At 71.5% G+C, this 24,863-nt stretch carries 21 protein-coding genes; 9 read left to right on the top strand and 12 right to left on the bottom strand.

Annotated features, from left to right (window positions below):
• Positions 1 to 343 precede the first annotated feature (343 nt).
• A complete protein-coding gene (locus tag OG965_RS28515; RefSeq protein WP_371654911.1) occupies positions 344 to 1,228 on the bottom strand; it encodes a LysR family transcriptional regulator in 885 nt (294 codons plus the stop codon).
• A 101-nt stretch (positions 1,229 to 1,329) separates the two neighbouring features.
• On the opposite strand from OG965_RS28515, the gene OG965_RS28510 reads away from it, so the two are divergent.
• The 3 genes from OG965_RS28510 to OG965_RS28500 all read left to right on the top strand — a co-directional run bounded on the left by OG965_RS28510 (position 1,330) and on the right by OG965_RS28500 (position 3,548).
• Positions 1,330 to 2,331, top strand: coding sequence for an NADP-dependent oxidoreductase (locus OG965_RS28510; protein WP_371654910.1), 1,002 nt, complete (start codon positions 1,330 to 1,332; stop codon positions 2,329 to 2,331).
• Positions 2,332 to 2,451: 120 nt separating this feature from the next.
• Positions 2,452 to 2,802, top strand: coding sequence for a PadR family transcriptional regulator (locus OG965_RS28505; RefSeq protein ID WP_371654909.1), 351 nt, complete (start codon positions 2,452 to 2,454; stop codon positions 2,800 to 2,802).
• A complete protein-coding gene (locus OG965_RS28500; protein WP_371654908.1) occupies positions 2,799 to 3,548 on the top strand; it encodes a hypothetical protein in 750 nt (249 codons plus the stop codon). Before OG965_RS28505 ends, OG965_RS28500 begins: the two co-directional genes overlap by 4 nt.
• A gap of 110 nt (positions 3,549 to 3,658) precedes the next feature.
• Here the strand turns inward: OG965_RS28500 and OG965_RS28495 are convergent, their stop codons facing one another.
• A complete protein-coding gene (locus OG965_RS28495; RefSeq protein WP_371654907.1) occupies positions 3,659 to 4,492 on the bottom strand; it encodes a helix-turn-helix transcriptional regulator in 834 nt (277 codons plus the stop codon).
• A gap of 123 nt (positions 4,493 to 4,615) precedes the next feature.
• On the opposite strand from OG965_RS28495, the gene OG965_RS28490 reads away from it, so the two are divergent.
• Complete coding sequence (locus tag OG965_RS28490; protein ID WP_371657086.1) at positions 4,616 to 5,464, top strand: NAD-dependent epimerase/dehydratase family protein; 849 nt, start codon at positions 4,616 to 4,618, stop codon at positions 5,462 to 5,464.
• Positions 5,465 to 5,519: 55 nt separating this feature from the next.
• Here OG965_RS28490 and OG965_RS28485 read toward each other — a convergent pair whose 3' ends face one another.
• Positions 5,520 to 6,062, bottom strand: coding sequence for a GNAT family N-acetyltransferase (locus tag OG965_RS28485; RefSeq protein ID WP_371654906.1), 543 nt, complete (start codon positions 6,060 to 6,062; stop codon positions 5,520 to 5,522).
• Between the two features lie 66 nt (positions 6,063 to 6,128).
• Between OG965_RS28485 and OG965_RS28480 the strand changes: the two genes are divergently transcribed.
• On the top strand, positions 6,129 to 6,833 hold the full coding sequence (locus tag OG965_RS28480) for a nitroreductase family protein (protein ID WP_371654905.1): 705 nt from the start codon (positions 6,129 to 6,131) through the stop codon (positions 6,831 to 6,833).
• Positions 6,834 to 6,958: 125 nt separating this feature from the next.
• Positions 6,959 to 7,825, top strand: coding sequence for an alpha/beta fold hydrolase (locus OG965_RS28475; RefSeq protein ID WP_371654904.1), 867 nt, complete (start codon positions 6,959 to 6,961; stop codon positions 7,823 to 7,825).
• 86 nt (positions 7,826 to 7,911) lie between these two features.
• Here OG965_RS28475 and pruA read toward each other — a convergent pair whose 3' ends face one another.
• Together pruA and OG965_RS28465 are read right to left on the bottom strand one after the other, a co-directional pair.
• Entirely contained in the window at positions 7,912 to 9,543 is a 1,632-nt protein-coding gene (gene pruA / locus OG965_RS28470) for an L-glutamate gamma-semialdehyde dehydrogenase (RefSeq protein ID WP_371654903.1), read from the bottom strand.
• 34 nt (positions 9,544 to 9,577) lie between these two features.
• Complete coding sequence (locus tag OG965_RS28465; RefSeq protein WP_371654902.1) at positions 9,578 to 10,504, bottom strand: proline dehydrogenase family protein; 927 nt, start codon at positions 10,502 to 10,504, stop codon at positions 9,578 to 9,580.
• Positions 10,505 to 10,688: 184 nt separating this feature from the next.
• Between OG965_RS28465 and OG965_RS28460 the strand changes: the two genes are divergently transcribed.
• Positions 10,689 to 11,864, top strand: coding sequence for a PucR family transcriptional regulator (locus OG965_RS28460; RefSeq protein ID WP_371654901.1), 1,176 nt, complete (start codon positions 10,689 to 10,691; stop codon positions 11,862 to 11,864).
• A gap of 18 nt (positions 11,865 to 11,882) precedes the next feature.
• Here OG965_RS28460 and OG965_RS28455 read toward each other — a convergent pair whose 3' ends face one another.
• The 7 genes from OG965_RS28455 to OG965_RS28425 all read right to left on the bottom strand — a co-directional run bounded on the left by OG965_RS28455 (position 11,883) and on the right by OG965_RS28425 (position 22,393).
• Positions 11,883 to 12,479 (bottom strand): TetR/AcrR family transcriptional regulator, encoded by a 597-nt coding sequence (locus OG965_RS28455; RefSeq protein ID WP_371654900.1) that lies wholly within the window; start codon positions 12,477 to 12,479, stop codon positions 11,883 to 11,885.
• A 95-nt stretch (positions 12,480 to 12,574) separates the two neighbouring features.
• Positions 12,575 to 14,167 carry a phosphoglycerate dehydrogenase gene (gene serA / locus OG965_RS28450; RefSeq protein ID WP_371654899.1) on the bottom strand — a complete coding sequence of 531 codons (1,593 nt, stop codon included), beginning with the start codon at positions 14,165 to 14,167 and terminating at the stop codon, positions 12,575 to 12,577.
• Positions 14,168 to 14,402: 235 nt separating this feature from the next.
• Entirely contained in the window at positions 14,403 to 15,404 is a 1,002-nt protein-coding gene (gene ilvC, locus OG965_RS28445) for a ketol-acid reductoisomerase (protein ID WP_371654898.1), read from the bottom strand.
• Between the two features lie 101 nt (positions 15,405 to 15,505).
• On the bottom strand, positions 15,506 to 16,033 hold the full coding sequence (gene ilvN, locus OG965_RS28440; protein ID WP_067164603.1) for an acetolactate synthase small subunit: 528 nt from the start codon (positions 16,031 to 16,033) through the stop codon (positions 15,506 to 15,508).
• Between the two features lie 23 nt (positions 16,034 to 16,056).
• Complete coding sequence (locus OG965_RS28435; RefSeq protein ID WP_371654897.1) at positions 16,057 to 17,925, bottom strand: acetolactate synthase large subunit; 1,869 nt, start codon at positions 17,923 to 17,925, stop codon at positions 16,057 to 16,059.
• Between the two features lie 229 nt (positions 17,926 to 18,154).
• A complete protein-coding gene (locus tag OG965_RS28430) occupies positions 18,155 to 21,004 on the bottom strand; it encodes a putative bifunctional diguanylate cyclase/phosphodiesterase (protein WP_371657085.1) in 2,850 nt (949 codons plus the stop codon).
• Positions 21,005 to 21,454: 450 nt separating this feature from the next.
• Positions 21,455 to 22,393 carry a 2-hydroxyacid dehydrogenase gene (locus OG965_RS28425; protein WP_371654896.1) on the bottom strand — a complete coding sequence of 313 codons (939 nt, stop codon included), beginning with the start codon at positions 22,391 to 22,393 and terminating at the stop codon, positions 21,455 to 21,457.
• An 83-nt stretch (positions 22,394 to 22,476) separates the two neighbouring features.
• Between OG965_RS28425 and OG965_RS28420 the strand changes: the two genes are divergently transcribed.
• Both OG965_RS28420 and OG965_RS28415 read left to right on the top strand, forming a co-directional pair.
• Positions 22,477 to 23,478 (top strand): aldo/keto reductase, encoded by a 1,002-nt coding sequence (locus OG965_RS28420; RefSeq protein WP_371654895.1) that lies wholly within the window; start codon positions 22,477 to 22,479, stop codon positions 23,476 to 23,478.
• 191 nt (positions 23,479 to 23,669) lie between these two features.
• A complete protein-coding gene (locus OG965_RS28415; protein WP_371654894.1) occupies positions 23,670 to 24,827 on the top strand; it encodes a sorbosone dehydrogenase family protein in 1,158 nt (385 codons plus the stop codon).
• Positions 24,828 to 24,863 lie beyond the last annotated feature (36 nt).

The following is a 24,863-nucleotide window of genomic DNA, read 5'->3' as shown; positions in this document are numbered from 1 at the left end:
CGGCCTAATGCCCGGTGGAACCCCCGTTGTCACGGCGGTCAAGCGCCCTCTGAAGCGCGGCCGCGGCGTTCTTGCGATCGGCATCACTCGTACGGGAAGCGTGGCGGACACGGCGGACGGTCGTCGTCTCGGACATGAGGGATCGACTCCTAGAGATCACGGGGATATCGAGGCGCCGGAAGGGGCGGGGAGCGCTGCCGCAGGGGTTGCCTGCCAAGGGGCACCGCGCTCGCGACCGCCATTCGCTGGATCTAGCGAGACGTTCGGCTTCTACAAAACTAAGGGAGGACTCCGCTTCTGTCTCCACAATTACTCGGACTTCCTACTATCTGAGACGGCCGCTTCAGCGGCGCAGCGCACGCAGCTCGCGGATGAGGGCGCGAACCGCGACCGTCCCCGCGAGCTCCGGCGTCGTCACATAGCCCACGGACCGCGTCGGGCGCTCCGAACCGAGATCAGTGATCTCGACCGTGTGCGGCGCTCCGGTCAGCGACAGCTCCGGCATGATCGCCATACCGAAACCACTGCTCACCATCGAGAGCACTGCTCCGTCGTCCTCGGCCTGCACCGTGGCCGCCGGGATCCAGTCCTGCTCGGCCCACCACTGACGGGTGTACGAGGAGCAGTTCTCCATCCAGTCGACCAGCGGCAGCGAGCGCGGCGCCGAATGCCCCGAGGGGTGGACCAGCGCGTACCCCTCCTCCAGAAGGACGCCACCCACCAGCCCCGGCGGCACCGGCGAGCCCGTCCCGATCGTCGCGATGCCGAGGTCCGCGCGGCCCGCCGCCACCTCCCCCGCCGTCCCGGCCCCCAGCTCCCGCACCAGCCGGACCTGCGGGGTGATCCCGGGGTGGCGGGCGGTGAGCCGTTCCAGGGCGGGCGGCAGCAGATGCAGTGCGGCGCTGCGGAAGGCGGCGATCCGCAGCGGTCCCGCCACGGTGTCTTGGGCCGGGTCCGGGGCCGCGCCACGCGCCTCGGCCGCCAGCGCGTCGAGCATCCGCAGCACCCGGCGGGCGTACGCTGCGGCGCGGGCACCGGCGGGCGTCGGGGTCGCGCCGCTACGGCCCCGCTCGAAGAGCACCGCGCCGATCTTGGCCTCGCTGGACCGCACCGAGTGCGACACGGCCGACTGGGTCATCCCGAGCGCCACGGCGGCCCCGGAGAAGCTGCGCTCCTGCTCGACGGCGGCGAGCACACGCAGTTCACGCGGGGCGAGGTCGTTCGGCATCAGGGCTCCCACCTGGACGTATGAGCAATATCGATGGATCGGGCGGTTCCATCGACGCAACCCCCTGCCCGGTCCGCGCATTCCTGCCTAGCGTCTTGCGCATGACGACGACCTCGCTCACCGTGCAGCAGACCGCCCGACCCAAGGGCCTGCCCTCCCCCGACGACTTCGCCTTCGTGCGGGGCCCCGTCCCCGAGCCCGCGCCCGGCACCGCCCTCGTCCGGAACCTCTACCTCTCCGTGGACCCGTACCACCGCGAGGCGATGGACTTCGACCCGTTGAACGAGCCGCTGGAGGGCCGCGCGCTCGGCCGGGTCGTCGCCTCCCTCGACCCGGGCCTGCGCGAGGGCGACCTCGTCTTCCACCGGCAGGGCTGGCGCACCCACGCCCTGGTCACCCTGGGCGTGGACGGGACGCGCACGATCCAGGCGTACGAGGGCGTACCGCTCTCCGCGCATCTGGGCATCCTGGGCGGCACCGGACTCACCGCGTACGTGGCGCTCACCCGCACCCTGGAACTGCGGCCCGGCCAGGACCTGTTCGTCTCGGCGGCCGCCGGCGGCGTCGGCACGGCGGCGGGCCGGATCGCGCGGCTGCTCGGCGCGGGCCGGATCGTGGGCAGCGCGGGCTCGGCCGCGAAGACGGCCTTCCTGACGGAGGAGGTCGGGTACGACGCCGCCTTCGACTACCACGACGGCCCGGTGGGCGAGCAGCTGGCGAAGGCGGCCCCGGACGGCATCGACGCGTACGTCGACAACGTGGGCGGCGACCATCTGGAGGGCGCGATCTCCGTGCTGCGCGACCACGGGCGGATCGCCTGGGTGGGCGCGGTGGCCCAGTACAACGACCTCGCCGCACCGCCCGCCGCGCCCCGCAACCTCTACTCGGTGGTGGAGAAGAGCCTGCGCCTGGAGGGCGTGCTCGTACGTAACCACCGTGACGTACAGGGCGAGTTGGAGGAGTTCCTGGTGCCGCATCTGCGGTCGGGGCGGGTGGTGTCGGACGAGACGGTGGTCGACGGGATCGAGCGGACGGTGGAGGGGTTCATCGGCATGCTGCGGGGCGGCAACACGGGGAAGATGCTGATCCGGGTGGGCGAGTAGTCGCGCCCGCCCCCAGCGCCCGCCCCCGGCACCTGTCCGGCGGACCTTGTCGGCACCGCAACCTACTCAAGCACCGCCACCTAGTTTGCATTCCTATCTAGCTAGTGCTGGAATACACGCATGGCCGCAGACCGCAGATCCAGTTGGCTCAAAGGCGTCCTCGACCTCCTCGTCCTCACCTGTCTCACCGGGGGCGAGAGCTACGGGTACGAGATCTCCAAGACCCTGGCCGCGGCCGGGCTCGGAGAGATCAAGGGCGGGACGCTCTACCCCGTCCTGAACCGGCTCGAAGAGGCCGGGCTCGCCGTCGGGGAGTTCCGCGCCGCCGAGCGCGGGCCGGGCCGCCGGTACTACCGGCTCACCGACGAGGGACACCGGGCGCTCGCCGAACAGGGCGCGTCCTGGCTGGAGTTCCACACCGCCGTACAGACCATGCTGACCAGCGCGACACCAGGGGGACGAGCGTCATGAGCGAGCAGAACGACTACTTCGGGGATCTCGCCGGGAAGCTGCGCGCCTCGGGGATGCCGCGGAGCGAGGTGGCGGCGACCGTCGCCGAGCTCAGCGGCTATCTGGCGGAGTCCGGATCCGCCGACCCGTACGAGGAGTTCGGCGCGCCGGAGGACTTCGCGGCCCGGCTCACGGGGGGCCGGGCGGCCGAGGAGCCGGGCGCGGAGGCGGAGACCTGGAAGTGGACCGCCGACATCTACACCGACCGCAAGCACCTCAACCACTACGGCGACCAGGGCTGGGAGGTCCAGGGCCTGGACCGGCTCGGCCGGTTCGTCTGCCGCCGCGACCCGGCGGCGGCGATGCGGTGGGAGTACCGGCGCGAGAGCGCGAACAACGCGGCCGAGCGCGAATCGGTCACCGCCGGGCTCGCCCCGGACGGCTGGGAGCCGTGCGGGCAGTGGATGTTCTTCATGTACTTCAAGCGCCCGAAGGCCGCGAGCGCCGGGCCCGCGGCCGGGCTCGACGAGCTGGTGGCGCCGCCCGCCAAGCAGCTCTTCCTCAGCAACACCTACCGGGGAAAGCTCAAGCAGATGGTGGCCGCGGCGGTCGTCTCGGGAACGGTGACCGCCGCCGCGATCCACTACGGCGGCGACCCGGTGGCCTACCCGGCGCTGATCGGCGCGGCGGTCGCCGCCCCGGTGGGCCTGGCCCTCGGCTGGCAGCGCATCAAGCGGGAGGTCGCGCAGGGCGTCGAGGACGCGTAACGCGTCGAAGACGCGTGGACCAGTGCGCCGCCGGCGGCTCGCGGCGCGCCCTCCACGGCTGATATCTGATACCTGACAGCCACTGTTTGGCATCTGTCAGCCGCTGTCCGTCAGCCGCCGACCGTCAGGTCCTGGAGGCCCACCACCCGCAGCAGTTCCAGGCGCTGGTGTGCCTCCGTGCCCGGGCGGGCCGAGTGCACCACCAGGAACTGGCCCTCGCCGGAGCTCAGCAGCACCTCGCAGTCCAGCTCCAGGAGGCCGACCACCGGGTGGACGAACCGCTTCACCTTGGCGTGCCGCGTCTCCACCTCGTGCTCGTCCCAGAGCGCCGAGAACTCCTCGCTGACCGCGCGCAGTTCGGCCACCAGCGCCGCCGGCTCCGGGTCGTCCGGGCGGGCCGCGAGCACCGCCCGCAGCTGGGCGACATGGCTGCGCGCGTGCTCGGCCTGGTCCTCGGGCGGGAAGAGGCGGCGCAGCGACGCCTCGGTGAAGTAGCCGCGGATGATGTTCCGGCCGGATGCGGACTCGCCGACCAGGGCGGCCGCCATCGCGTTCTGGGCGAGCACCTCGCCCCAGTCGCTCATCACCTGCGCGGGCGCGTCGTGCAGCCGGTCGAGGATCAGCATCAGGCCGGGGCGCACATGGACCGAGCCGTGCCGCTCGCGCGGCGGCTCCTCGCCGGCGAGGTGGAAGAGGTGATCGCGCCCGTCCCGGCTGAGCCTCAGCGCCCGCGCCAGCGCGGTCAGCATCTGCCGGGACGGGCGCGAGCCGCGGGCCTGCTCCAGCCGGGTGTAGTAGTCCGCCGACATCCCGGTGAGCTGGGCGACCTCTTCCCTGCGCAGCCCGGCCGTCCGCCGCCGGGGCCCGGCCGCGAGGCCGACGTCCGACGGTTCGAGACGGGCCCGGCAGTGCCGCAGGAAGTCCGCGAGTTCTTCTCTGTCCACGTCCACAGCATGACGGTGGCCGCGGCGGGTATCCAGGGAGTCCCGCTCCCTGGATGGGGACGTCCCTCCCGCCGTCGGCCACTTGGCGCCAGGCTTGGGCCAGGCAACCGAGAGGAGCGGATGATGCGGATTCTGGTGACGGGGGCGACGGGCGAGGTCGGCCGTAGGTTCGTGCCGAGGCTGGTCCAGCGGGCCGACGTGGTGCGGGTCCTGGTGCGCGACGAGGCGCGCGGTGCCGCCCTCGGCGCCCATGAGGTGGTGGTCGGCGACGTACGGAACGAGGAGTCCGTGACCAAGGCGCTGGCCGGGGTGGACGCGGTGGTGAACCTCGCGGTGGCGTACCGCGATGTGACGGACGAGGAGAACCGCGCGGTCAACCGCGACGCGGCGCTCGCGCTGGGCCGGGCGGCGCTGGAGGCACGGGTGAGCCGGTTCGTGCAGGTGTCGTCGAACCTGGCGTACGGGCTGGGGCGCGGGCGGCCGCTGACCGAGGACGACGAGCCGCTGCCCGGCGGCCCGCTGTGGGGGACGTACGCGGAGTCCAAGGCGGCCGCCGAGGAGGGCCTGTTCGCCCTCCACCGCGAGCACGGTCTGGACGTACGCGTGGGCGCGCTCGCCTTCGTCTACGGCGAGGGCGATCCGCACCTGGCCTATTCGGTGCACTGGGCGGGGCAGTGGGCCGCGGCCCAGCGGCTGCCGATGGTGCACCACGCGGACGTGGCGCAGGGTCTGATGCGGCTGCTGTACGCGCCGGGGGTGGCGGGCCGCAAGTACAACATCGCGGACGACAGCCCGGTGACGGCGGTCGAGCTGCACCAGCTCAACGGGATCGAGGTACCGCCGGAGCTGGCGCAGCGCACCGACCCGGACCCGTTCTACACGATCGTGTCGACCCTGCGGATCCGCGACGAGCTGGGCTTCCGCCCGCTGTACCCGTCGGTGTGGACGGCACGGGACGCGGGCGTCCTGTAGGTCCGCAACGGCCGGTCTGCAACGGCGGGTCTGTAACGGCGGGTCTGTAACGGCGTTACAGCACGTCGCCGTCGCGCCAGTCGAAGACCAGCGGCCGCGCGGGGTCTGGCAGCGGCCCGCCCGCGGCCGGGCGGACGTAGGTGGTGCCCTCCTCGTCGGCGAGGCGCACCACCCCGTCCGGGCTCAGCACCTCGATCCGCCCGGGCCAGACCTGCCAGCCGCGCGCCCGGTAGAGCGCGGCGCCCTCGTCGGAGGCGGAGAGCGCGCCGAACTCGTACGCCTCGTCGATCACGTGCTCCAGGGCGGCCATCACCCGCCCGCCGAGCCCCTGGCGGCGCCGGTCCTCGCGCACGGCGACGGCCTCGACGTAGCCGACCCGGTAGGACCGGCCGCCGTGCAGCACCCGGCGCATGATCACGCTGCCGTGCGCGGCGATCCCCTTCTCGTCGTCCAGGAACGAGTGGACCCCGCCGAGCCCGTGGTCCCAGTCCTCGTCGCTGAAGTCCCCGCCGAAGGCGGTGTCGAGCAGTTCGCGGATTCTCGGCAGGCCGTCCGGGCCGAGCTGCGAGGTGTGCGCGGTGTGCTGAGACTCAGTCATGCGCCCACTGTGGCAGGCCGCTTCGCGTTCTTCCGCGCCGGGCGCGACTGCTCCAGACTCGCTTCCATGTCACCGTCGACACAGCAGCAGTGGACCCCGACCCACGGCGAGCCCTACCGCCCGGTCCCCTACAACCCCGCCCGGATGCCCGCCGCCGAGTCCCTTGAGCGGGCGGCGGCACTGCGCGACACGATGCACCGGCGCCGTACGGTACGGCAGTTCTCCCCCGACCCGGTCCCGGAGCAGGCGGTCCGGGACGCCGTCGCCTGCGCGGCGACCGCCCCCTCGGGCGCGCACCAGCAGCCCTGGACCTTCGTGCTCGTACGCGACCAGGAGGTGCGGCGGCGGATACGGGAGGCGGCCGAGCACGAGGAGCGCGTCTCCTACGACGGGCGCCTCGGCGAGGAGTGGCTGGCGGCGCTGCGCCCGCTGGGCACGGACGCCGTGAAGAGCCACCTCACCGACGCCCCGGCCCTGATCGTGGTCTTCGAGCAGCGGTACTGGCTGGCCGAGGACGGCACCAAGCACAAGCACTACTACGTGGACGAGTCGGTGGGGATCGCGGTCGGGATGCTCCTGAGCGCCCTCCACCAGAGCGGTCTGGCCGCACTCGTCCACACACCGAGCCCGATGCGGTTCCTGCGCGAGGTGCTCGGCCGCCCCGTGAACGAGAAGGCGTTCGCGGTGATCCCGGTCGGCTACCCGGCCGAGGGCTGCGAAGTCCCCGATCTCGTACGGAAGTCACTGGAGCAGGTACTGGTGGAGTTCTGACCCCTCACCCCTCACCCCTCACCCCTCACATCTAACCCCTCTACTGCACTTGACTGGTTAGCCCAGCCCATGGTTGGCTGCTCGCACACCAAGACAACCGGTCAAGCGGGTATGAGGGGTTAGATATGAGCGCGGAGCGGATCCACTACCGGACGGCGGTCGTCGGCGGCCAGGAGATCTTCTACCGGGAGGCGGGGTCGCCCGACGCCCCCACCCTGCTGCTCCTGCACGGCTTCCCCACCAGCTCCCACATGTTCCGCGACCTGATCCCCCGGCTGGCCGCGCGCTACCACGTGATCGCCCCGGACCACCTCGGCTTCGGCTACTCCTCGGCGCCGTCGGCCGACGAGTTCACGTACACCTTCGCCAACCTGGCCGCCCTGACACAGGAGTTCACCGAACAGCTCGGCCTCACCCGGTTCGCGCTCTACATCCAGGACTACGGCGCCCCCATCGGGCTGCGGCTCGCCCTCGCACACCCCGAGCGCATCACGGCGATCGTCACGCAGAACGGCAACGCGTACACCGAGGGCCTGGGCGAGGCCTGGGACGCGCCGCTCGCCCTGATCGCCGGGCGCACACCCGAGACCGAGGCGCCCGTGCGGGAGATCCGCTCCCTGGAGGGCATCAAGTGGCAGTATCTGCACGGCCTTCCGGACCCCTCGCTGGTCAGCCCGGACGCGTACCACTACGACGCGGCGCTCATGGCGCGCGAGGGCCAGGACGCCATCCAGCTCGACCTGATGGCCGACTACGGCTCCAACTTCGACCTCTACCCGGCCTTCCAGGAGTACTTCCGCACCAGCGGGGTGCCACTCCTGGCGACCTGGGGCGCCCACGACGAGATCTTCGTCCCGGCCGGGGCGCTCGCCTTCCTCCGCGACCTGCCCGAGGCGGAGATCCACCTCCTGCCCACCGGCCACTTCGCCCTGGAGACCCACGCGGCCCAGATCGCCTCACTGATCGACGACTTCCTCGTACGGAAGCTGTGAGGGGCCCGGGAGCCGGGAAATGGAAACCGCCCCCGTCCTCGGTTGGGGGACCAAGGACGGGGGCGGGGTTCAAAGGTGACTGCGCGTCAGCCCATGTGGGGGTACGTGTAGTCGGTCGGCGGGACCAGGGTCTCCTTGATGGCGCGGGTCAGCGTCCAGCGCATCAGGTTCTGGGGGGCGCCCGCCTTGTCGTTGGTGCCCGAGGCGCGGCCGCCACCGAAGGGCTGCTGGCCGACGACGGCGCCGGTCGACTTGTCGTTGATGTAGAAGTTGCCCGCCGCGTAGCGGAGCTTGTCCATCGTGTACGCGGCCGCCGCGCGGTCGCCCGAGATGACGGCGCCGGTGAGGGCGTAGTCGGAGACCGACTCCATCTGCTCCAACATCGCGTCGTACTCGGCGTCCTCGTAGACGTGGATCGCCAGGATCGGACCGAAGTACTCGGTCGTGAAGACCTCGTTCTCGGGGTCGCTGCACTCGATGACGGTCGGGCGGACGAAGTAGCCGACCGAGTCGTCGTAGGTGCCGCCGGCGACGATCGTGCAGGAGGCGTCGGCCTTCGCGCGGTCGATCGCGGCCTTGTTCTTGGCGAAGGAGCGCTCGTCGATGACGGCGCCGATGAAGTTCGACAGGTCGGTGACGTCACCCATGGTGATGCCGTCGACCTCGGCCGCGAACTCCTCCTTGAAGCCGTCGTTCCAGATCGACGCCGGGACGTACGCACGCGAGGAGGCCGAGCACTTCTGGCCCTGGAACTCGAAGGAGCCACGGGTCAGGGCGGTCTTCAGGACCGCGCGGTCGGCGCTGGGGTGCGCGACGACGAAGTCCTTGCCGCCGGTCTCGCCGACCAGACGCGGGTAGGTGCGGTACTTCTCGATGTTGGTGCCGACCGTCTTCCACAGGTGCTGGAAGGTCTTGGTCGAACCCGTGAAGTGGATGCCCGCCAGGTCGCGGTGGTTCAGCGCGACCTCGGAGACGGCCAGGCCGTCACCGGTCACCAGGTTGATGACGCCCTTGGGCAGACCGGCCTCCTCCAGGAGCTGCATCAGCAGCACGGCGGCGTGGGTCTGGGTCGGGGACGGCTTCCACACGACCACGTTGCCCATCAGGGCCGGGGCGGTCGGCAGGTTGCCCGCGATGGCCGTGAAGTTGAACGGCGTGATCGCGTAGACGAAACCTTCCAGCGGACGGTGGTCCATACGGTTCCACACGCCCGGGGAGTTCGCCGGGGGCTGCTCGGCGAGCAGGTTGCGGGCATAGTGGACGTTGAAGCGCCAGAAGTCGACGAGCTCGCACGGGGTGTCGATCTCGGCCTGCTGGGCGGTCTTCGACTGGCCGAGCATCGTGGACGCGGCCAGCGTCTCGCGCCACGGGCCGGCCAGCAGCTCCGCCGCGCGCAGGATGATCGCGGCGCGGTCGTCGAACGACATCGCGCGCCACGCCGGGGCGGCGGCGAGCGCGGCGTCGACCGCGTCCTGCGCGTCCTGCGTCGTCGCGTTGGCGAACGTGCCGATGACGGCCTTGTGGTTGTGCGGCTGCACGACGTCGAAGCGCTCGCCGCCGCCCATCCGCTTCTCGCCGCCGATGGTCATCGGCAGCTCGATCGGGTTCTCGGCCAGCTCCTTGAGCTTGGCCTCCAGGCGCGCGCGCTCCGGGGAACCGGGGGCGTAGCCGTGCACCGGCTCGTTGACGGGAGTGGGGACCTGGGTTACAGCGTCCATGAGTCTCTGAACTCCTTGATGAGGGGTGGTGGGCTCAGCCCTTGGTGAGGATGGAGCGGGCGAAGAAGAGCAGGTTGGCGGGCTTCTCCGCCAGGCGGCGCATGAAGTAGCCGTACCAGTCCGTGCCGTACGCCGTGTAGACGCGCATCCGGTGGCCCTCGGCCGCGAGCCGGACGTGCTCGTCGCTGCGGATGCCGTACAGCATCTGGAACTCGTACTCGTCCAGTTTGCGCCCGGCGCGCCGCGCGAGCTCCTGGGTGATGGCTATCAGGCGCGGGTCGTGCGACCCGATCATCGGGTAGCCCTCGCCGTCCATCAGGATCTTGAGGATGCGGACGTACGCCTTGTCGATCTCGCCCTTGTCCTGGTACGCGACCGAGGCGGGCTCCTTGTAGGCGCCCTTCACGATCCGGACCCGGCTGCCGGCGGCGGCCAGGCGGCGGGCGTCGTCCTCGGTGCGGAAGAGGTACGCCTGGATGACGCAGCCGGTCTGCGGGAAGTCCTTCCGCAGCTCCTCGTGGATGGCGAACATCGAGTCGAGGGTGGTGTGGTCCTCGGCGTCCAGGGTGACCGTGGTGCCGATGGCCGCGGCGGCCTCGACGACCGGGCGGACGTTGGCGAGAGCGAGCTCGTGGCCGCCTTCCAGCGCCTGGCCGAACATGGAGAGCTTGACGGACATCTCGGCGCGGGTGCCGAGGTCCAGGTCCTTGAGGCGCTCGATGAGCTGGAGGTAGGCGTCGCGCGCGGCGTACGACTGCTCCACGGTGGTGATGTCCTCGCCCACCACGTCCAGGGTGACCTCCAGGCCCCTGCCCGCGGCGTCCTTGACGATCGGCACGACCTGCTCGACCGTCTCCCCGGCGATGAACCGGTCGACGACCTGCTTGGTGCCGGGTGCGGCCGAGATGAAACGGCGCATCTTGTCGCTGCGCGACGCGGCGAGGATCACGGGACCCAGCACGGGGCACCTCCATGGAAAGGGGTAGCAGAAGGCCGAAACCCGACGATCCGGGAACGGCACGGAGAACCACCGTGAAACCTAAGGATCCTTCCGATCCTCTGCCATCGACACCTGTCACGCATCCGTGCCCCGCATCTCAGACATATGTCTGAAGGCGGCGCCGATATGCGCGAGAATGGCTTGCGTGAAGGGCGACTACCAGGACCTGGTCGATGAGATCTCGGCGCTGCTCGGCGCCCCCGCGACCCTGGAGGACCGGGACTTCGGGCTGATCGCCTTCGGCGCGCACGACTCCGAGGACGACTCGGCCATGGACCCGGTGCGCACCCGCTCGATCCTCACCCGCCGCTCCACCCCGGCGGTCCGCGCCTGGTTCGAGGGGTTCGGCATCACCCGCGCGACCGGCCCGGTCCGTATCCCGGCCGCCCCCGAGGCGGGCGTCAACCGGGGCCGCATCTGCCTGCCGGTCCGCCACCGTGGCGTGGTGCTCGGTTACGTATGGCTCCTGGACGCCGACCCGGGCCCGCCCGAGGACCGCCTCACCGCCGCGATGGAGGTGGCCGCCCGCATCGGCGGCCTGCTGGCGGACGAGGCACAGGCGGGCACCGACCTCTCCCGCGAGTTCCGGGCGGCCCTGACCGCCGGGCGGGGCTGGCAGCGCGACATGGCGACGGCGGCCCTGCGCGCGGCGCTCGGCCCGGACGCGGACGGCCTGCACGCGGTGGTCTGCGTCAGCCCCTGGCCCCAGGAGACACCGTCCGTACGGACCGTCCCCGGGACGGCGGCGCTGTGCGCGGTGCCGTGGGGGGCGCACGGCGAGGAGGGGACCGACGGGCCATCGGACGCCCCGCCCGTCCAGGTGCTCGGCGCGCTCGTCCGGCTCCGCTCGCCGGACGCGCTCGCGCCCGCGCTGACCGCCGCCGAGCGGCTGCGCGCCACGGCGGGGCCGGGCGCCGCCGCCGGGATCGCGCTGCCCCGCCGGGGCCTCGGCGAGCTGCCCGCCTCCTGGCACGAGGCGGCCTCGGCGGCCCGGGCGGCCCGGGCCGAACCGGGGCTCGGCCCGGTCGCCCAGTGGGCGGCGATCGGCCCGTACCGGCTGCTGACCGCGCTCCCCGACACCGCGCCCCACGACGTGGCGGTCCGCGCCCTGCTCACCCCGGCCCACACCGAACTGGCCCGCACCGCCGAGGTGTTCCTCGACTGCGCGGGCCAGGCGGGCCGTACGGCGGCGGCGCTCGGCATCCACCGCCAGACCCTCTACTACCGGCTCTCCCGGGTCGAGCAGCTCACCGGCCTGGACCTCGACGAGGGCGAGGACCGGCTGCTGCTGCACATGGCGCTGAAGGCGTCACGCCTGTGACGGCCGCCCCCGGGCCGGTCAGGCCTGTGGCGGCTTCTGGGGTCCGGCCGACGCGATGAGCCGCCGCAGCCCCTCGGTCAGCTCGGCCGCGCTCGACGCCGTCCCCGGGTCGAAGGTCCACTGGGCGATGAGCCCCATCATCATCGTCATATAGAGCTTGCCGAGCGTGTCGACGTCGTCGTCGCCGACCTCGGCCTCCTCGCCCCCCATGAACATGGGGATGATGCCGCGCGCGCCCTCGCGCTGAGCCTGCGCCAGATGGTCGCGCACCCCTGGCAGCTGGTCGCCCATGACGATGATCTCCATGCTGAGGTGCCACATCGAGCCGGGCTGCTCCATGGTGGCGATGATGTTCGACCAGACCTCCTGGAAGCGCTCCAGGGAGCCGGGCTCGGTGGCCGTCGCCTGCGCGGGGCCCTCGAAGGCGACCGAGACCCCCTCCACCAGGGCGATGTAGGCCTGCGCGAGCAGCGCGTCCTTGGATCCGTAGTGGTAGCCGATGGACGCCAGATTCGTCCCCGACTCCTTGACGATGTCCCGCGCGGTCGTGCGCGCGAAGCCCTTCTCCAGCAGGCAGCGCTTGGCGCCTTCGAGCAGATCCTCACGGTGTCCCATGCACAGCAGCGTACCCGGCCCACAGACGGATGTCTAAGACAAGCGTCTATGGGCCGGGTACGCGGCTTGAAGTAAGCGGGACGGACCTCGTCGGGCTAGTCCACCAGGTTGACCGAGCGGGCCGAGGCCGCGCCGATCGCCTCCGCGAGCTCGGTGAGCACCGGCTGCGGCACGGTGTCGTCCACGGTCAGGACCGCGAGCGCCTCGCCGCCCTCCTCCGCGCGAGCGACCTGCATGCCCGCGATGTTCAGCCCGGCCTCGCCGAGGATCCGGCCGACCGTGCCGACGACGCCCGGGCGGTCCTCGTAGCGCAGGACGACCATGTGGTCGGCGAGCGCCAGGTCCACGTCGAACTCACCGATCGCCACGATCTTCTGGAGGTGCTTGGGGCCCGCCAGCGTGCCGGAGACCGCCACCTCCTCGCCGCCCGAGAGCGTGCCGCGCACGGTGACCACGTTGCGATGGTCCGGGGACTCGCTGCTGGTGGTGAGCCGGACCTCGACGCCGCGCTCCTGCGCGAACAGGGGGGCGTTCACGTAACTGACGGTCTCGTCCACCACGTCCTCGAACACGCCCTTGAGCGCGCTGAGTTCGAGCACCTTCACATCGTGCTGGGTGATCTCGCCGTACACCTCGACGTCGAGGCGGACCGCCACCTCGCCCGCGAGCGCGGTGAAGATCCGGCCCAGGCGCTCCGCGAGCGGCAGACCCGGCTTGACGTCCTCGGCGATGACGCCGCCCTGGACGTTGACCGCGTCCGGCACCAGCTCGCCGGCGAGGGCCAGGCGCACCGAGCGGGCGACCGCGATGCCCGCCTTCTCCTGGGCCTCGTCGGTGGAGGCGCCCAGGTGCGGGGTGCAGACGACCTGGTCGAGCTCGAAGAGCGGGGAGTCCGTGCAGGGCTCCTTCGCGTACACGTCGAGGCCCGCGCCCGCGACGCGGCCCTCCTTGAGCGCCGAGTACAGCGCGGCCTCGTCGACGATGCCGCCGCGCGCCGCGTTCACGATCCGGACGTGCGGCTGGACCTTGTGGAGCGCCTCGTCGCCGATGAGGCCGAGGGTCTCCGGGGTCTTGGGCAGGTGCACGGTGATGAAGTCCGCGACCTGGAGCAGCTCGTCGAGGGTGAGGAGCTTGACGCCCATCTGCGCGGCGCGCGCGGGCTGCACATAGGGGTCGTACGCGACGATCTTCATGCCGAAGGCCGACATGCGCTGGGCGACCAGAACGCCGATGCGGCCGAGGCCGACGACGCCGAGGGTCTTCTCGCTCAGCTCGACGCCGGTGTACTTGTTCCGCTTCCACTCGCCGTTCTTCAGCGCGGTGTTGGCCTGCGGGATGTTGCGCGCGGTGGCCACGAGCAGACCGCAGGCGAGCTCGGCGGCGGTGACGATGTTGGAGGTCGGGGCGTTGACGACCATCACGCCGGCCTTGGTGGCGGCGGAGACGTCCACGTTGTCGAGGCCGACGCCCGCGCGGGCGACCACCCTCAGCTTCTTCGCGGCCGCGACGGCCTCGGCGTCGACCTTCGTCGCGGAGCGGATCAGGATCGCGTCCACGTCGGCGATGGCGGGCAGCAGTTCGGCGCGGTCCGCCCCGTTGCAGTGCCGGATCTCGAAGTCCGGACCGAGTGCGTCGACGGTGGCGGGCGACAGCTCTTCAGCGATGAGTACGACAGGTTTCGAGCTCACGTGAGTCCTCACAAGTCCAATGCGGACGGCCGTCCCGACGGCCGCAGGCGGTGTCGCTTAGCCGCGTGGAAGACGCACGACGCTGTGGGCCTGACGCGATGTATTGAGCAGCAGTGTAGTGGTGCTCAAGTCGGGGTTCTCCGCCGTGGAGGAAGGATCACCCGATGGGGTTGGACTGGTTGTCCATGGCAGCGACGGGGCCGGACGCGATGTCCGGCCCCGTCGGCCCGAAGGCTTACGCCTCCTCGTTGTCCACCCAGCTCATGAGCTTGCGCAGCTCCTTGCCGGTGGTCTCCAGGAGGTGGTTCTCGTCCTGGGTCTTGTACTCGTTGTACTTCTTCAGACCGCCGTGGTACTCGTCCATCCAGTTCTTGGCGAAGGTGCCGTCCTGGATCTCCGTGAGGACCTTCTTCATCTCGGCCTTGGTGTCGGCGGTGATGATGCGGGGGCCGGTGACGTAGTCGCCCCACTCGGCGGTCTCGGAGACCGACCAGCGCATCTTCTCCAGGCCGCCCTCGTACATCAGGTCGACGATGAGCTTCAGCTCGTGGAGGCACTCGAAGTAGGCGATCTCCGGCTGGTAGCCCGCCTCGACGAGGGTCTCGAAGCCCGCCTTGACCAGCGCGGACGTGCCGCCGCAGAGCACGGCCTGCTCGCCGAAGAGGTCGGTCTCGGTCTCCTCGGTGAAGGTCGTCTTGATGACGCCGGCCCGGGTGCCGCCGATGGCCTTGGCGTACGAGAGCGCGAGCGCGAAGCCGTTGCCGGTCGCGTCCTGCTCGACGGCCGCGATACACGGAACGCCGCGGCCCTCCTCGTACTGGCGGCGGACCAGGTGGCCCGGGCCCTTGGGGGCGACCATGCAGACGTCGACGCCCTCGGGGGCCTTGATGAAGCCGAAGCGGACGTTGAGGCCGTGGCCGAAGAACAGCGCGTCGCCGTCCTTCAGGTTGTCCTTGATGGACTCCTCGTAGACCTGGGCCTGGATCGGGTCCGGGACCAGGATCATGATGACGTCGGCCTCGGCGGCGGCCTCGGCGGGCGTGACCACGCGCAGGCCCTGCTCCTCGGCCTTGGCCTTGGACTTGGAGCCCTCGTGCAGACCGACGCGGACGTCGACACCCGAGTCACGGAGCGACAGCGCGTGGGCGTGGCCCTGGCTGCCGTAACCGATCACCGCGACCTTGCGGCCCTGGATGATGGACAGGTCGGCGTCGTCGTCGTAGAACAGCTCGGCCACTGGGATATCTCCTTGGTGTGCTGGTGTTGCGTCCCACCGTACGGTGGGGATGCGTCGGGAAGTTTTGAGTCTCGCGATACGAACACCGCGAGGGGGCGGGTTCAGGCCGTGCGGTCCAGGGCCCGCAGGCTGCGGTCGGTGATGGACCGCGAGCCACGCCCTATGGCGATCGTCCCGGACTGGACGAGCTCCTTGATGCCGAACTGCTCCAGCATCTTGAGCATCGCCTCCAGCTTGTCGGCGCCGCCGGTGGCCTCGATGGTCACGGCTTCGGGCGAGACGTCGACGGTCTTGGCGCGGAACAACTGGACGATCTCGACGATCTGGGAGCGCGTTTCGTTGTCGGCACGCACCTTCACCAGAACGAGCTCGCGCTGGATCGCAGCGCTGGGCTCAAGTTCGACGATCTTCAGGACGTTGACCAGCTTGTTGAGCTGTTTCGTCACCTGCTCCAGGGGCAGGTCCTCGACATTGACCACAATGGTGATGCGGGAGATGTCGGGGTGTTCGGTGACACCGACGGCGAGCGAGTCGATGTTGAAGCCGCGACGGGAGAAGAGCGCGGCGATCCGGGCGAGGATGCCGGGGGTGTTCTCCACCAGGACGGAGAGCGTGTGCTTGGTAGACATGGTGACGGTCTCTCTCTGCTCTCTCAGTCGTCTTCGTTGTCGCCGAAGTCGGGACGGACGCCCCGGGCTGCCATGACCTCGTCGTTGGAGGTGCCGGCGGCGACCATCGGCCACACCTGGGCGTCCTCGTGGACGATGAAGTCGATGACGACCGGGCGGTCGTTGATGGAGTTGGCCTCTTCGATGGCCTTGTCCAGGTCCTCCGGGCGCTCGCAGCGGATCGCGTAGCAGCCCATGGCCTCGGACAGCTTCACGAAGTCCGGGACGCGGGTGCCGCCGCTGGGCCTGCCCTCTTCGGCGATGCCGTTCTCCGGGCCGCTGTGCAGCACGGTGTTGGAGTAGCGCTGGTTGTAGAAGAGGGTCTGCCACTGGCGGACCATCCCGAGGGCGCCGTTGTTGATGATGGCGACCTTGATCGGGATGTTGTTGAGCGCACAGGTGGTGAGCTCCTGGTTGGTCATCTGGAAGCAGCCGTCGCCGTCGATCGCCCAGACCGGGCGGTCCGGCATACCGGCCTTGGCGCCCATGGCGGCCGGGACCGCGTACCCCATCGTTCCGGCGCCGCCGGAGTTCAGCCAGGTGGCGGGGCGCTCGTAGTTGATGAAGTGGGCGGCCCACATCTGGTGCTGGCCGACGCCGGCCGCGTAGATGGTGTCGGCCGGGGAGAGCTCGCCGATGCGCTGGATGACCTGCTGCGGCGAGAGGGTGCCGTCGTCCGGCTGGTCGTAGCCGAGCGGGTAGGTCTCGCGCCACCGGTTCAGATCGTTCCACCAGGCGGTGTAGTCACCGGTGTGGCCCTCGGTGTGCTCGGCCTGGACGGCCTGGACCAGATCGGCGATGACCTCGCGGGCGTCGCCCACGATCGGCACGTCGACCTCGCGGTTCTTGCCGATCTCGGCCGGGTCGATGTCCGCGTGGATGATCTTCGCGTACGGGGCGAAGCTGTCCAGCTTGCCGGTGACCCGGTCGTCGAAACGGGTGCCGAGCGCGACCAGCAGGTCCGCCTTCTGCAGCGCGGTGACGGCGGTGACCGCACCGTGCATGCCGGGCATTCCCACGTGCAGCGGGTGGCTGTCGGGGAAGGCGCCGAGCGCCATCAGGGTGGTGGTGACGGGCGCTCCGGTGAGCTCCGCGAGGACCTTCAGCTCGGCGGTGGCGCCGGCCTTCAGGACGCCGCCGCCGACGTACAGGACCGGGCGCTTGGCCTGGACGATCAGCTTGGCGGCCTCGCGGATCTGCTTGGCGTGCGGCTTGGTCACCGGGCGGTAGCCCGGCAGGTCCAGGTGCGGCGGCCAGGAGAAGGTGGTGCGCGCCTGGAGGGCGTCCTTGGCGATGTCGACCAGGACGGGGCCCGGGCGGCCGGTGGAGGCGATGTGGAAGGCCTCCGCGATGGTGCGCGGGATGTCCTCGGCCTTGGTGACCAGGAAGTTGTGCTTGGTGATCGGCATGGTGATGCCGACGATGTCCGCCTCCTGGAAGGCGTCGGTGCCGATCGCCTTGGAGGAGACCTGGCCGGTGATCGCGACCAGCGGGACGGAGTCCATGTGGGCGTCCGCGATCGGCGTGACCAGGTTGGTGGCGCCGGGGCCGGAGGTCGCCATGCAGACGCCGACCTTGCCGGTGGCCTGCGCGTAGCCGGTGGCGGCGTGACCGGCGCCCTGCTCGTGGCGGACCAGGACGTGGCGGACCCGGGTGGAGTCCATCATCGGGTCGTACGCCGGGAGGATGGCGCCGCCCGGAATGCCGAAGACGGTCTCGGCCCCGACTTCCTCAAGAGAGCGGATGAGGGACTGCGCGCCCGTGACGTGCTCAACGGTGGCGGCGTGGTGTCCGCCGTTACGGGCCCGCGGCTGCGGGTGGTGGGCCCCGGTGGCCTGCTCGGTCATCGGCATTCTCTTCTCGAAGCTGAGGGTTTATGCGGGGGTTTGGTCGAGATCGCTGTCGTGCTTCAGGGGTGCCAGTGCAACAAAAAACCCCTCGTGCCGTGAGGCAAGCGAGGGGAGCGCGTCGGGTGTGGTCCACTGGGCCCGCGTGGGGGGCCCGGCTTCAGCCGACGCGCTTTCCAAGTACGAGAATTCGGGTGCGCATGGCAATGACCCTCCCCCCGGCGCCCCGGTAGTGTCAAGTGGGTGGGACGGGTGTCTCACTATTTGAGTGATTGACCCGGACAGAGGGCAGCGACCGGCCGCTGAGCACGGGCAACGCGGCCCCGCCCGGCACCGGGAAGGTGCCCCGCACCAGGGCCCGGCGCAGCCGGTACTCGTCCAGCGGCCCGGAGAAGGCCATGCCCTGCCCGTGGGTGCACCCCATGGCCCGCAGCGCCAGGACCTGCTCCGGCACGTCCACGCCGTCGGCCACGGACTGCATCCCGAGGTCGCAGGCGATCCGCAGCAGCCCGCTGGTGATCTTGTGCAGCCGGGCGGACTCGACCACGCCCTCGACCAGTCCCCTGTCCAGTTTCAGTACGTCGATGGGGAGCCGGCGCAGGGCGTTGATCGCCGCGTACCCGCTGCCGAAGCCGTCGAGGGCGATCCGCACACCGAGCCGGCGCAGGGCCACCAGACGTCGCTCCAGCTCGTCGAAGGAGATCCTGGGGTCGCTGTCGGCCAGTTCGATCACCAGGGCGCCCGACGGCAGCCCGTGCCTGGTCAGCAGGGCTTCCACGGAGCCCAGCGGCATCGACTTGTCGAGCAGCCGACGGGCCGGGAGGCGGACCGCGACCGGGGTGTCGTGCCCGGCCCGGCCGCGCTCGGCGGCTTGCTCGACGGCCTCTTCGAGGAGCCAGCGGCCCAGCTCCGCGGTGCGCTCGCTGTCGTCGGCGACCCGCAGGAATTCGGCCGGGGTGAACAGGATCCCCTGGGCGGATCTCCAGCGCGCCTGCGCGGCCACGGCGGCCACCCGCCCGGTGGTGAGGTTGACCACCGGCTGGTGCAGCAGCGCGAACTCGCCCTCGTGCAGCGCGGTGCGCAGCCGGGCGGCCAGCTCGGTCTTGCGGACGACCTCGGCCTGCATCTGCGGCGCGTACATCTCGACGCGGTTCTTGCCACCGGACTTGGCCCGGTACATCGCGAGGTCGGCGTTGCGCATCAGCTCGCGGGCGCTGACGTCGCTCTCGGCGAAGGCGACGCCGATGGAGGCGGCGACCCGTACCTCGTTGCCGTCGATCTGGTACGGCTGCGAGAGCGTCAGGCGCAGGCGGTCGGCGATCTCGTACACCTGGCGCTGGCGGGCCGCCCGGTCGCGGCCGCCGTCGCCGAGGATCAGCGCGGCGAACTCGTCGCCGCCGAGACGGGCCGCGGTGTCACCGGCACGCACCGAGTCCTGGAGGCGGCGGGCCGCCTGGATCAGCAGCTCGTCGCCGGCCTGGTGGCCGATGGTGTCGTTGACCTGCTTGAAGCCGTCGAGGTCGATGAAGAGCACCGCCGTGCCGGGGTCGGAGGCGCGGCGGCCGGTCAGCGCCTGGCGGACGCGCTCGGTGAACAGGGCGCGGTTGGGCAGGTCGGTGAGCGGGTCGTGCTCGGCGTTGTGCTGCAACTGGGCCTGCAGGCGCACCCGTTCGGTGACGTCCCGGCTGTTGAGGATGAGGCCGCCCTGGTGGCGGTTGATGGTCGACTCCACGTTCAGCCACTCGCCGGTGCCCGACCTGAAGCGGCACTCGATCCGGCCCGCGGGCTCGTCCAGCGGGGGCGCGGCGAGGAAGCGCCGCACCTCGTGCACGACCCGGCCCAGGTCCTCGGGGTGGATGAGGGAGGCCAGCTCGGAGCCGACCAGGTCCTCCGCGTCCCGTCCGTAGACGCCCGCGGCGGCGGGGCTGACATAGCGCAGTACCCCGGTGGGCGCGGCGATCATGATGACGTCGCTGGAGCCCTGCACCAGGGAGCGGAAGTGGTTCTCCTTCTGGGCCAGTTCATGGGTCAGCGCGATGTTGTCGACGAGCATGATCCCCTGGCGCACCACGAGCGCGAGCACCACCGTGCACCCGGTGAAGACCACCACCCGGTCGACCCGGCGGCCTTCGATGACGTTGTAGAGGATCCCCAGGGTGCACACCGTGGCCGCGAGGTACGGCGTGAGCGCCCCCAGCGAGCCCGCGATCGGCCGGCCGGCCGGGAGCGCGCCGGGCCGCCGGGGCGGCGGTGGCGGCGCGAACCCCAGGCCCGGGGCGAGCTTGCGGGCGCCCCACGGCGCGTAGGCGAGCAGCAGCGACGCGGCGAACCAGCCCGCGTCCAGGAACTGGCCGGAGCGGTAGTGCTCGCGCAGCAGCGGTGAGGTGTACAGCGCGTCGCACAGCACGGTCAGGGCGAGCGCGGCGATGGCCGTGTTGATCGCCGACCGGTTGGCGGAGGAGCGCCGGAAGTGCAGTGCGAGCACCATGCTCACGAGCGCGATGTCGAGCAGCGGGTACGCCAGCGCCTGTGCGGCCCGGGCGACGCTCTCGCCCTCGAAGTGCGCGGTGTGCGCGAGGGCCAGGCTCCAGGAGAGGGTCAGCAGCGAGCCGCCGATCAGCCAGGAGTCGAGGGCCAGGCAGACCCAGCCCGCCCGGGTGACCGGACGCTTGGCCAGCACAAGGAGACCGACGATCGCGGGCGGCGCGAAGAGCAGGAAGAACAGGTCGGCCAGCGAGGGTGAGGGGACCGGGTGTCCGAGGACCACTTGGTACCACCCCCAGACTCCGTTGCCGCTCGCCAACATGGCGGAAGAGAAAGAGAAGAGCAGCCACGCGGGCCGAAAGCGGCTCTCCGCCTCCCCGGCGCTTCCGCGCGCGTAGAGGAAGCAGGAGACCGAGGCCGCCGTGGCCGCGGCGCTGAGTCCGAAGTCCCCCATCGCATCGGCGACTTCCGGGGATCCCCAGCCGAGCGCGGCTCCGGTCGCGTACCCCGCGCAGATCACCGCGAGGACGAGCTGGGGCACCAGGCCCGTCCCGCCGCCGGGGACGGGCCGGTGGGGCAGTGCCACTCCCGGGGCGCTCACCGGGCCCCTCCGGGTCCGGACGCGGTACGGGTGCGGGGCGACCGGGGGCCGCTCGCCCGGCCCGGCGGGTGGGCCCTCGCGGCCGCCGGGCGGGCGGTCGGGGAGGGCGGACGGGCCGCCCGGGCCGGCGGCCGGGTCCGGGCCCGGCTGCGGATCCTGGGCCGGCTGCGGTCCCTCGGGAGCCCCGCCCTCGCGCCTCGGGGTAGCCGTCGGCGGCTCCGCCGCGTCGGATCGTTGGTCCATTGGCCGTGCATCGCCCGTCGCCCCCCTCGCTGTGACATTCGCTCCCCCGCGCCGCCAGACACGCGGCGCAGCCCCCGGTCGGGACGATACACCAGTCTCGTCACTCAGGGACATAGTTCCTCTACGCTCCGTGACCACCAAGGGAGTTGTGGATACGGATCGCACTCGGGCCGGTGCGCAGAGTCGCCAATCGGAGGCGGCGGGGCCCTACTCGGTCGTCAGGACCACGTTGTCCAGCGGCTGCCCGGCCGCGTACTTGGTCAGCTGACGGGCGATCAGCGCCTTCGCGCGCGGCAGGAACGCCGAAGTGGAGCCCCCGACATGAGGGCTGATCAGAACGTTCGGCGCATGCCACAGCGGGTGTCCGGCGGGCAGCGGCTCGGGGTCGGTGACGTCGAGGGCGGCGCGGATGCGGCCGCTCTCCAGCTCGGCGAGGAGCGCCTTGGTGTCCACGACCGGGCCCCGGGCCACGTTCACCAGGACCGCCCCGTCCTTCATGCGGCCCAGGAACTCTGCGCCCGCCAGGCCCTTCGTCTGCTCGGTGAGCGGCGTGGAGAGGACCACCACGTCGGCTTCCGGAAGGAGTGCCGGCAATTCGGTGAGGGGATGCACTGGGCCGCGCGCAGTCGTGCGCCAGGAGCGCGCCACGCGCGCCACCCGGGCGCATTCAAATGGCGCGAGCCGGTCCTCGATGGCCGCGCCGATCGATCCGTACCCGACGATCAGCACCGACTTGTCGGCGAGGGCCGGATAGAACCCGGACCGCCACTCCTCCTTCTCCTGCCCCGCGACGAACGAGGGAATGCCCCGCAGCGAGGCCAGGATCAGCGCGAGGGTGAGCTCGGCGGTGGACGCCTCGTGCACACCGCGCGCGTTGCAGAGCCGTACGCCCGTCGGCAGCGCGCCCAGGCCCGGCTGTACGTGGTCGATGCCCGCCGACAGTGTCTGCACGACCCGTACGCCGGTCATCGCGGCGAGCGGCCGCACCGCGGTGGCGGTGCCCTTCATGTACGGGACCACGTAGAAGGCGCAGGCGGCGGGGTCGGCGGGATAGTCCGGACCGCCGTCCCACAAGCGGTAGGAGAGGCCGTCGGGGAGGCCCGGGATCTCGTCGGCCGGGAGGGGGATCCATACGTCTGCAGTCATGCCGGGAGGCTATGTCAGGACCGGTGGCGGCCAGAGGTTAGTTTGGGGGTCACACCCAGGGCGGTACGGAGGGGTACGGGGAGTTGGAGCGCAGGACTATCGGTGCGGCGGCCCTGGAGGTGGGCGCGATCGGCCTCGGCTGTATGCCGATGAGCTGGGGATACACCACGTCGCAGCAGCGCGGGGACCGCTCGCTGCGCGCCGTGCACGCCGCGCTCGACGCCGGGTCCACTCTGCTCGACACCGCGGACATGTACGGCCCGTTCAAGAACGAGCTGCTGGTGGGCCGGGCGCTGAAGGAGCGGCGGGCCGAGGCTTTCGTCGCCACCAAGTGCGGGCTGCTCGTCGGCGGCGACGCACATGTCGTGGCCAATGGGCGGCCCGGCTATGTGAAGCGCGCCTGCGACGCCTCGCTGCGGCGGCTCCAGACGGATGTGATCGACCTCTACCAGCTGCACCGGGCGGACCCCGAGGTGCCGGTCGAGGAGACCTGGGGCGCGATGGCGGAGCTGGTGACGGCGGGCAAGGTGCGGGCGCTCGGGGTGTGCGCGACGGGCGGCGCACCGAGGGCCCGCCGGTCCGGCGCCCCTTATGAAGTGACGATTCGTCAACTGGAGCGCGTACAGCAGGTCTTCCCGGTCAGCGCCATCCAGGCGGAGCTGTCGGTGTGGTCGCGCGAGGCGCTGGACGGGCTGCTGCCGTGGTGTGCGGCGCGGGGAGTGGGCTTCCTGGCCGCGATGCCGCTCGGCAACGGCTTCCTCACCGGCACGCTCACCCCCGGCCAGGGCTTCGAGCCGGAGGACGTACGGGCCCGGCACCCCCGCTTCACCGCCGAGATGATGGCGGCCAACCAGCCCGTGGTGGTGGGGCTGCGCCGGGTCGCGGCGCGCCACGGGGACGAGGTGACCCCGGCCCAGGTCGCCCTGGCCTGGCTGCTCGGCCGGGGCCCGCACGTGGTGCCGGTCCCGGGCACCAAGCGCGAGGAGTGGGCCCGCGAGAACGCCGCGGCGGCCGGGCTCGCCCTGACGGCCCGGGACGAGGCGGAGATCGAACGGCTGCCGGGGGCGCGGGGGTCCTGGGACTGAGGGCGGGGCGGGTGGGGGTGCCCGGGTGCGGCCGGGGTCGGCCGAGGTGCGGCCGGGGTGCGGCCGGGCCCCGGTCGGGTTTCCGCGGCAGCCGGCGGTTCCCCGGAGCGCCGGAAACGCGATCGGGAACCTGAGTGGCTCGGGCGGTGTAAGTACGGTAGAGACCGCAGCCGCTCGAAAGGAAGCGAACCGTGCAACGTCCTGCTGTGACGGCCCTGTTGGCCGCTGCCGTGCTGGTGCTCGCGGCCGGGTGCTCGTCCGGGACCGCCCCGCGGCCCGACGGCGGCGTCCGCTCGACGCCCGCGCCCAGCTCCCCGGGGGCCTCGGCCTCCACGCCCGCCGCCGATCTCCCACCACCGAAGGGCTCGGTGAAGGTCACCAGAACCGTGGCCCAGGGCCTGAAGTCGCCCTGGGGCGTGGCCCCGCTGCCCGACGGGGGCCTGCTGGTCGCCTCGCGCGACGAGGGCACGGTGAGCCGGATCGACTCGGCCGGAAAACAGACCGTGATCGGCAGCGTGCCGGGGGTCGAACCGGGCGGCGAGGGCGGCCTCCTCGGCCTCGCGCTCTCCCCCGCGTACGCCTCGGACCACCAGGTGTACGCGTACTTCACCACCGAGTCCGACAACCGCATCGCCCGCATGATCTACGACGAGAAGCGCCCGGCGGGCGAGCAGCTGGGCGCGCCCGACACCATCCTGCGGGGCATCCCCAAGGGCACCATCCACAACGGCGGCCGGATCGCCTTCGGCCCGGACAAGATGCTGTACGCGGGCACGGGCGAGACGGGCGACCGGGGTCTGGCCCAGGACAAGAAGTCGCTGGGCGGCAAGATCCTGCGGATGACGCCGGACGGACAGCCGGTGCACGGCAACCCCGACGCGGACTCGGTGGTGTACTCGTACGGCCACCGCAATGTGCAGGGCCTCGCCTGGGACGGCGCGAAGCGGCTGTGGGCCTCGGAGTTCGGCCAGGACACCTGGGACGAGCTGAACGTGATCGGGCCGGGTGAGAACGACGGCTGGCCGGTGGTCGAGGGCAAGGGGAACAAGCCGGGGTTCGTGGACCCGGTGGAGCAGTGGAAGACCGCGGACGCCTCACCGAGCGGTATCGCGTACGCGGCGGGCAGCATCTGGATGGCGTCCCTGCGCGGCGAGCGGCTGTGGCGCATCCCGCTCGACGGCACCAAACCGCTCGCGCGGCCCGAGGCGTTCCTGACGTCCACGTACGGACGGCTGCGGACGGTGATGGCGACGGGGCCGCACACCCTGCTCCTGGTCACCAGCGCGACCGACGGCCGGGGCACCCCGAAGCCGGGCGACGACAAGATCCTGGAACTGGAGGTGACGTAGGCGCAGGAGCACGGGGCGCGGGCACGCCGAGCCGCG

This window comes from Streptomyces sp. NBC_00224 (assembly GCF_041435195.1).
In the GTDB taxonomy this organism is placed as follows: domain Bacteria; phylum Actinomycetota; class Actinomycetes; order Streptomycetales; family Streptomycetaceae; genus Streptomyces.
Note: the sequence above shows the minus strand (reverse complement) of the source record. Positions and strands in the feature narration are given on the sequence as shown.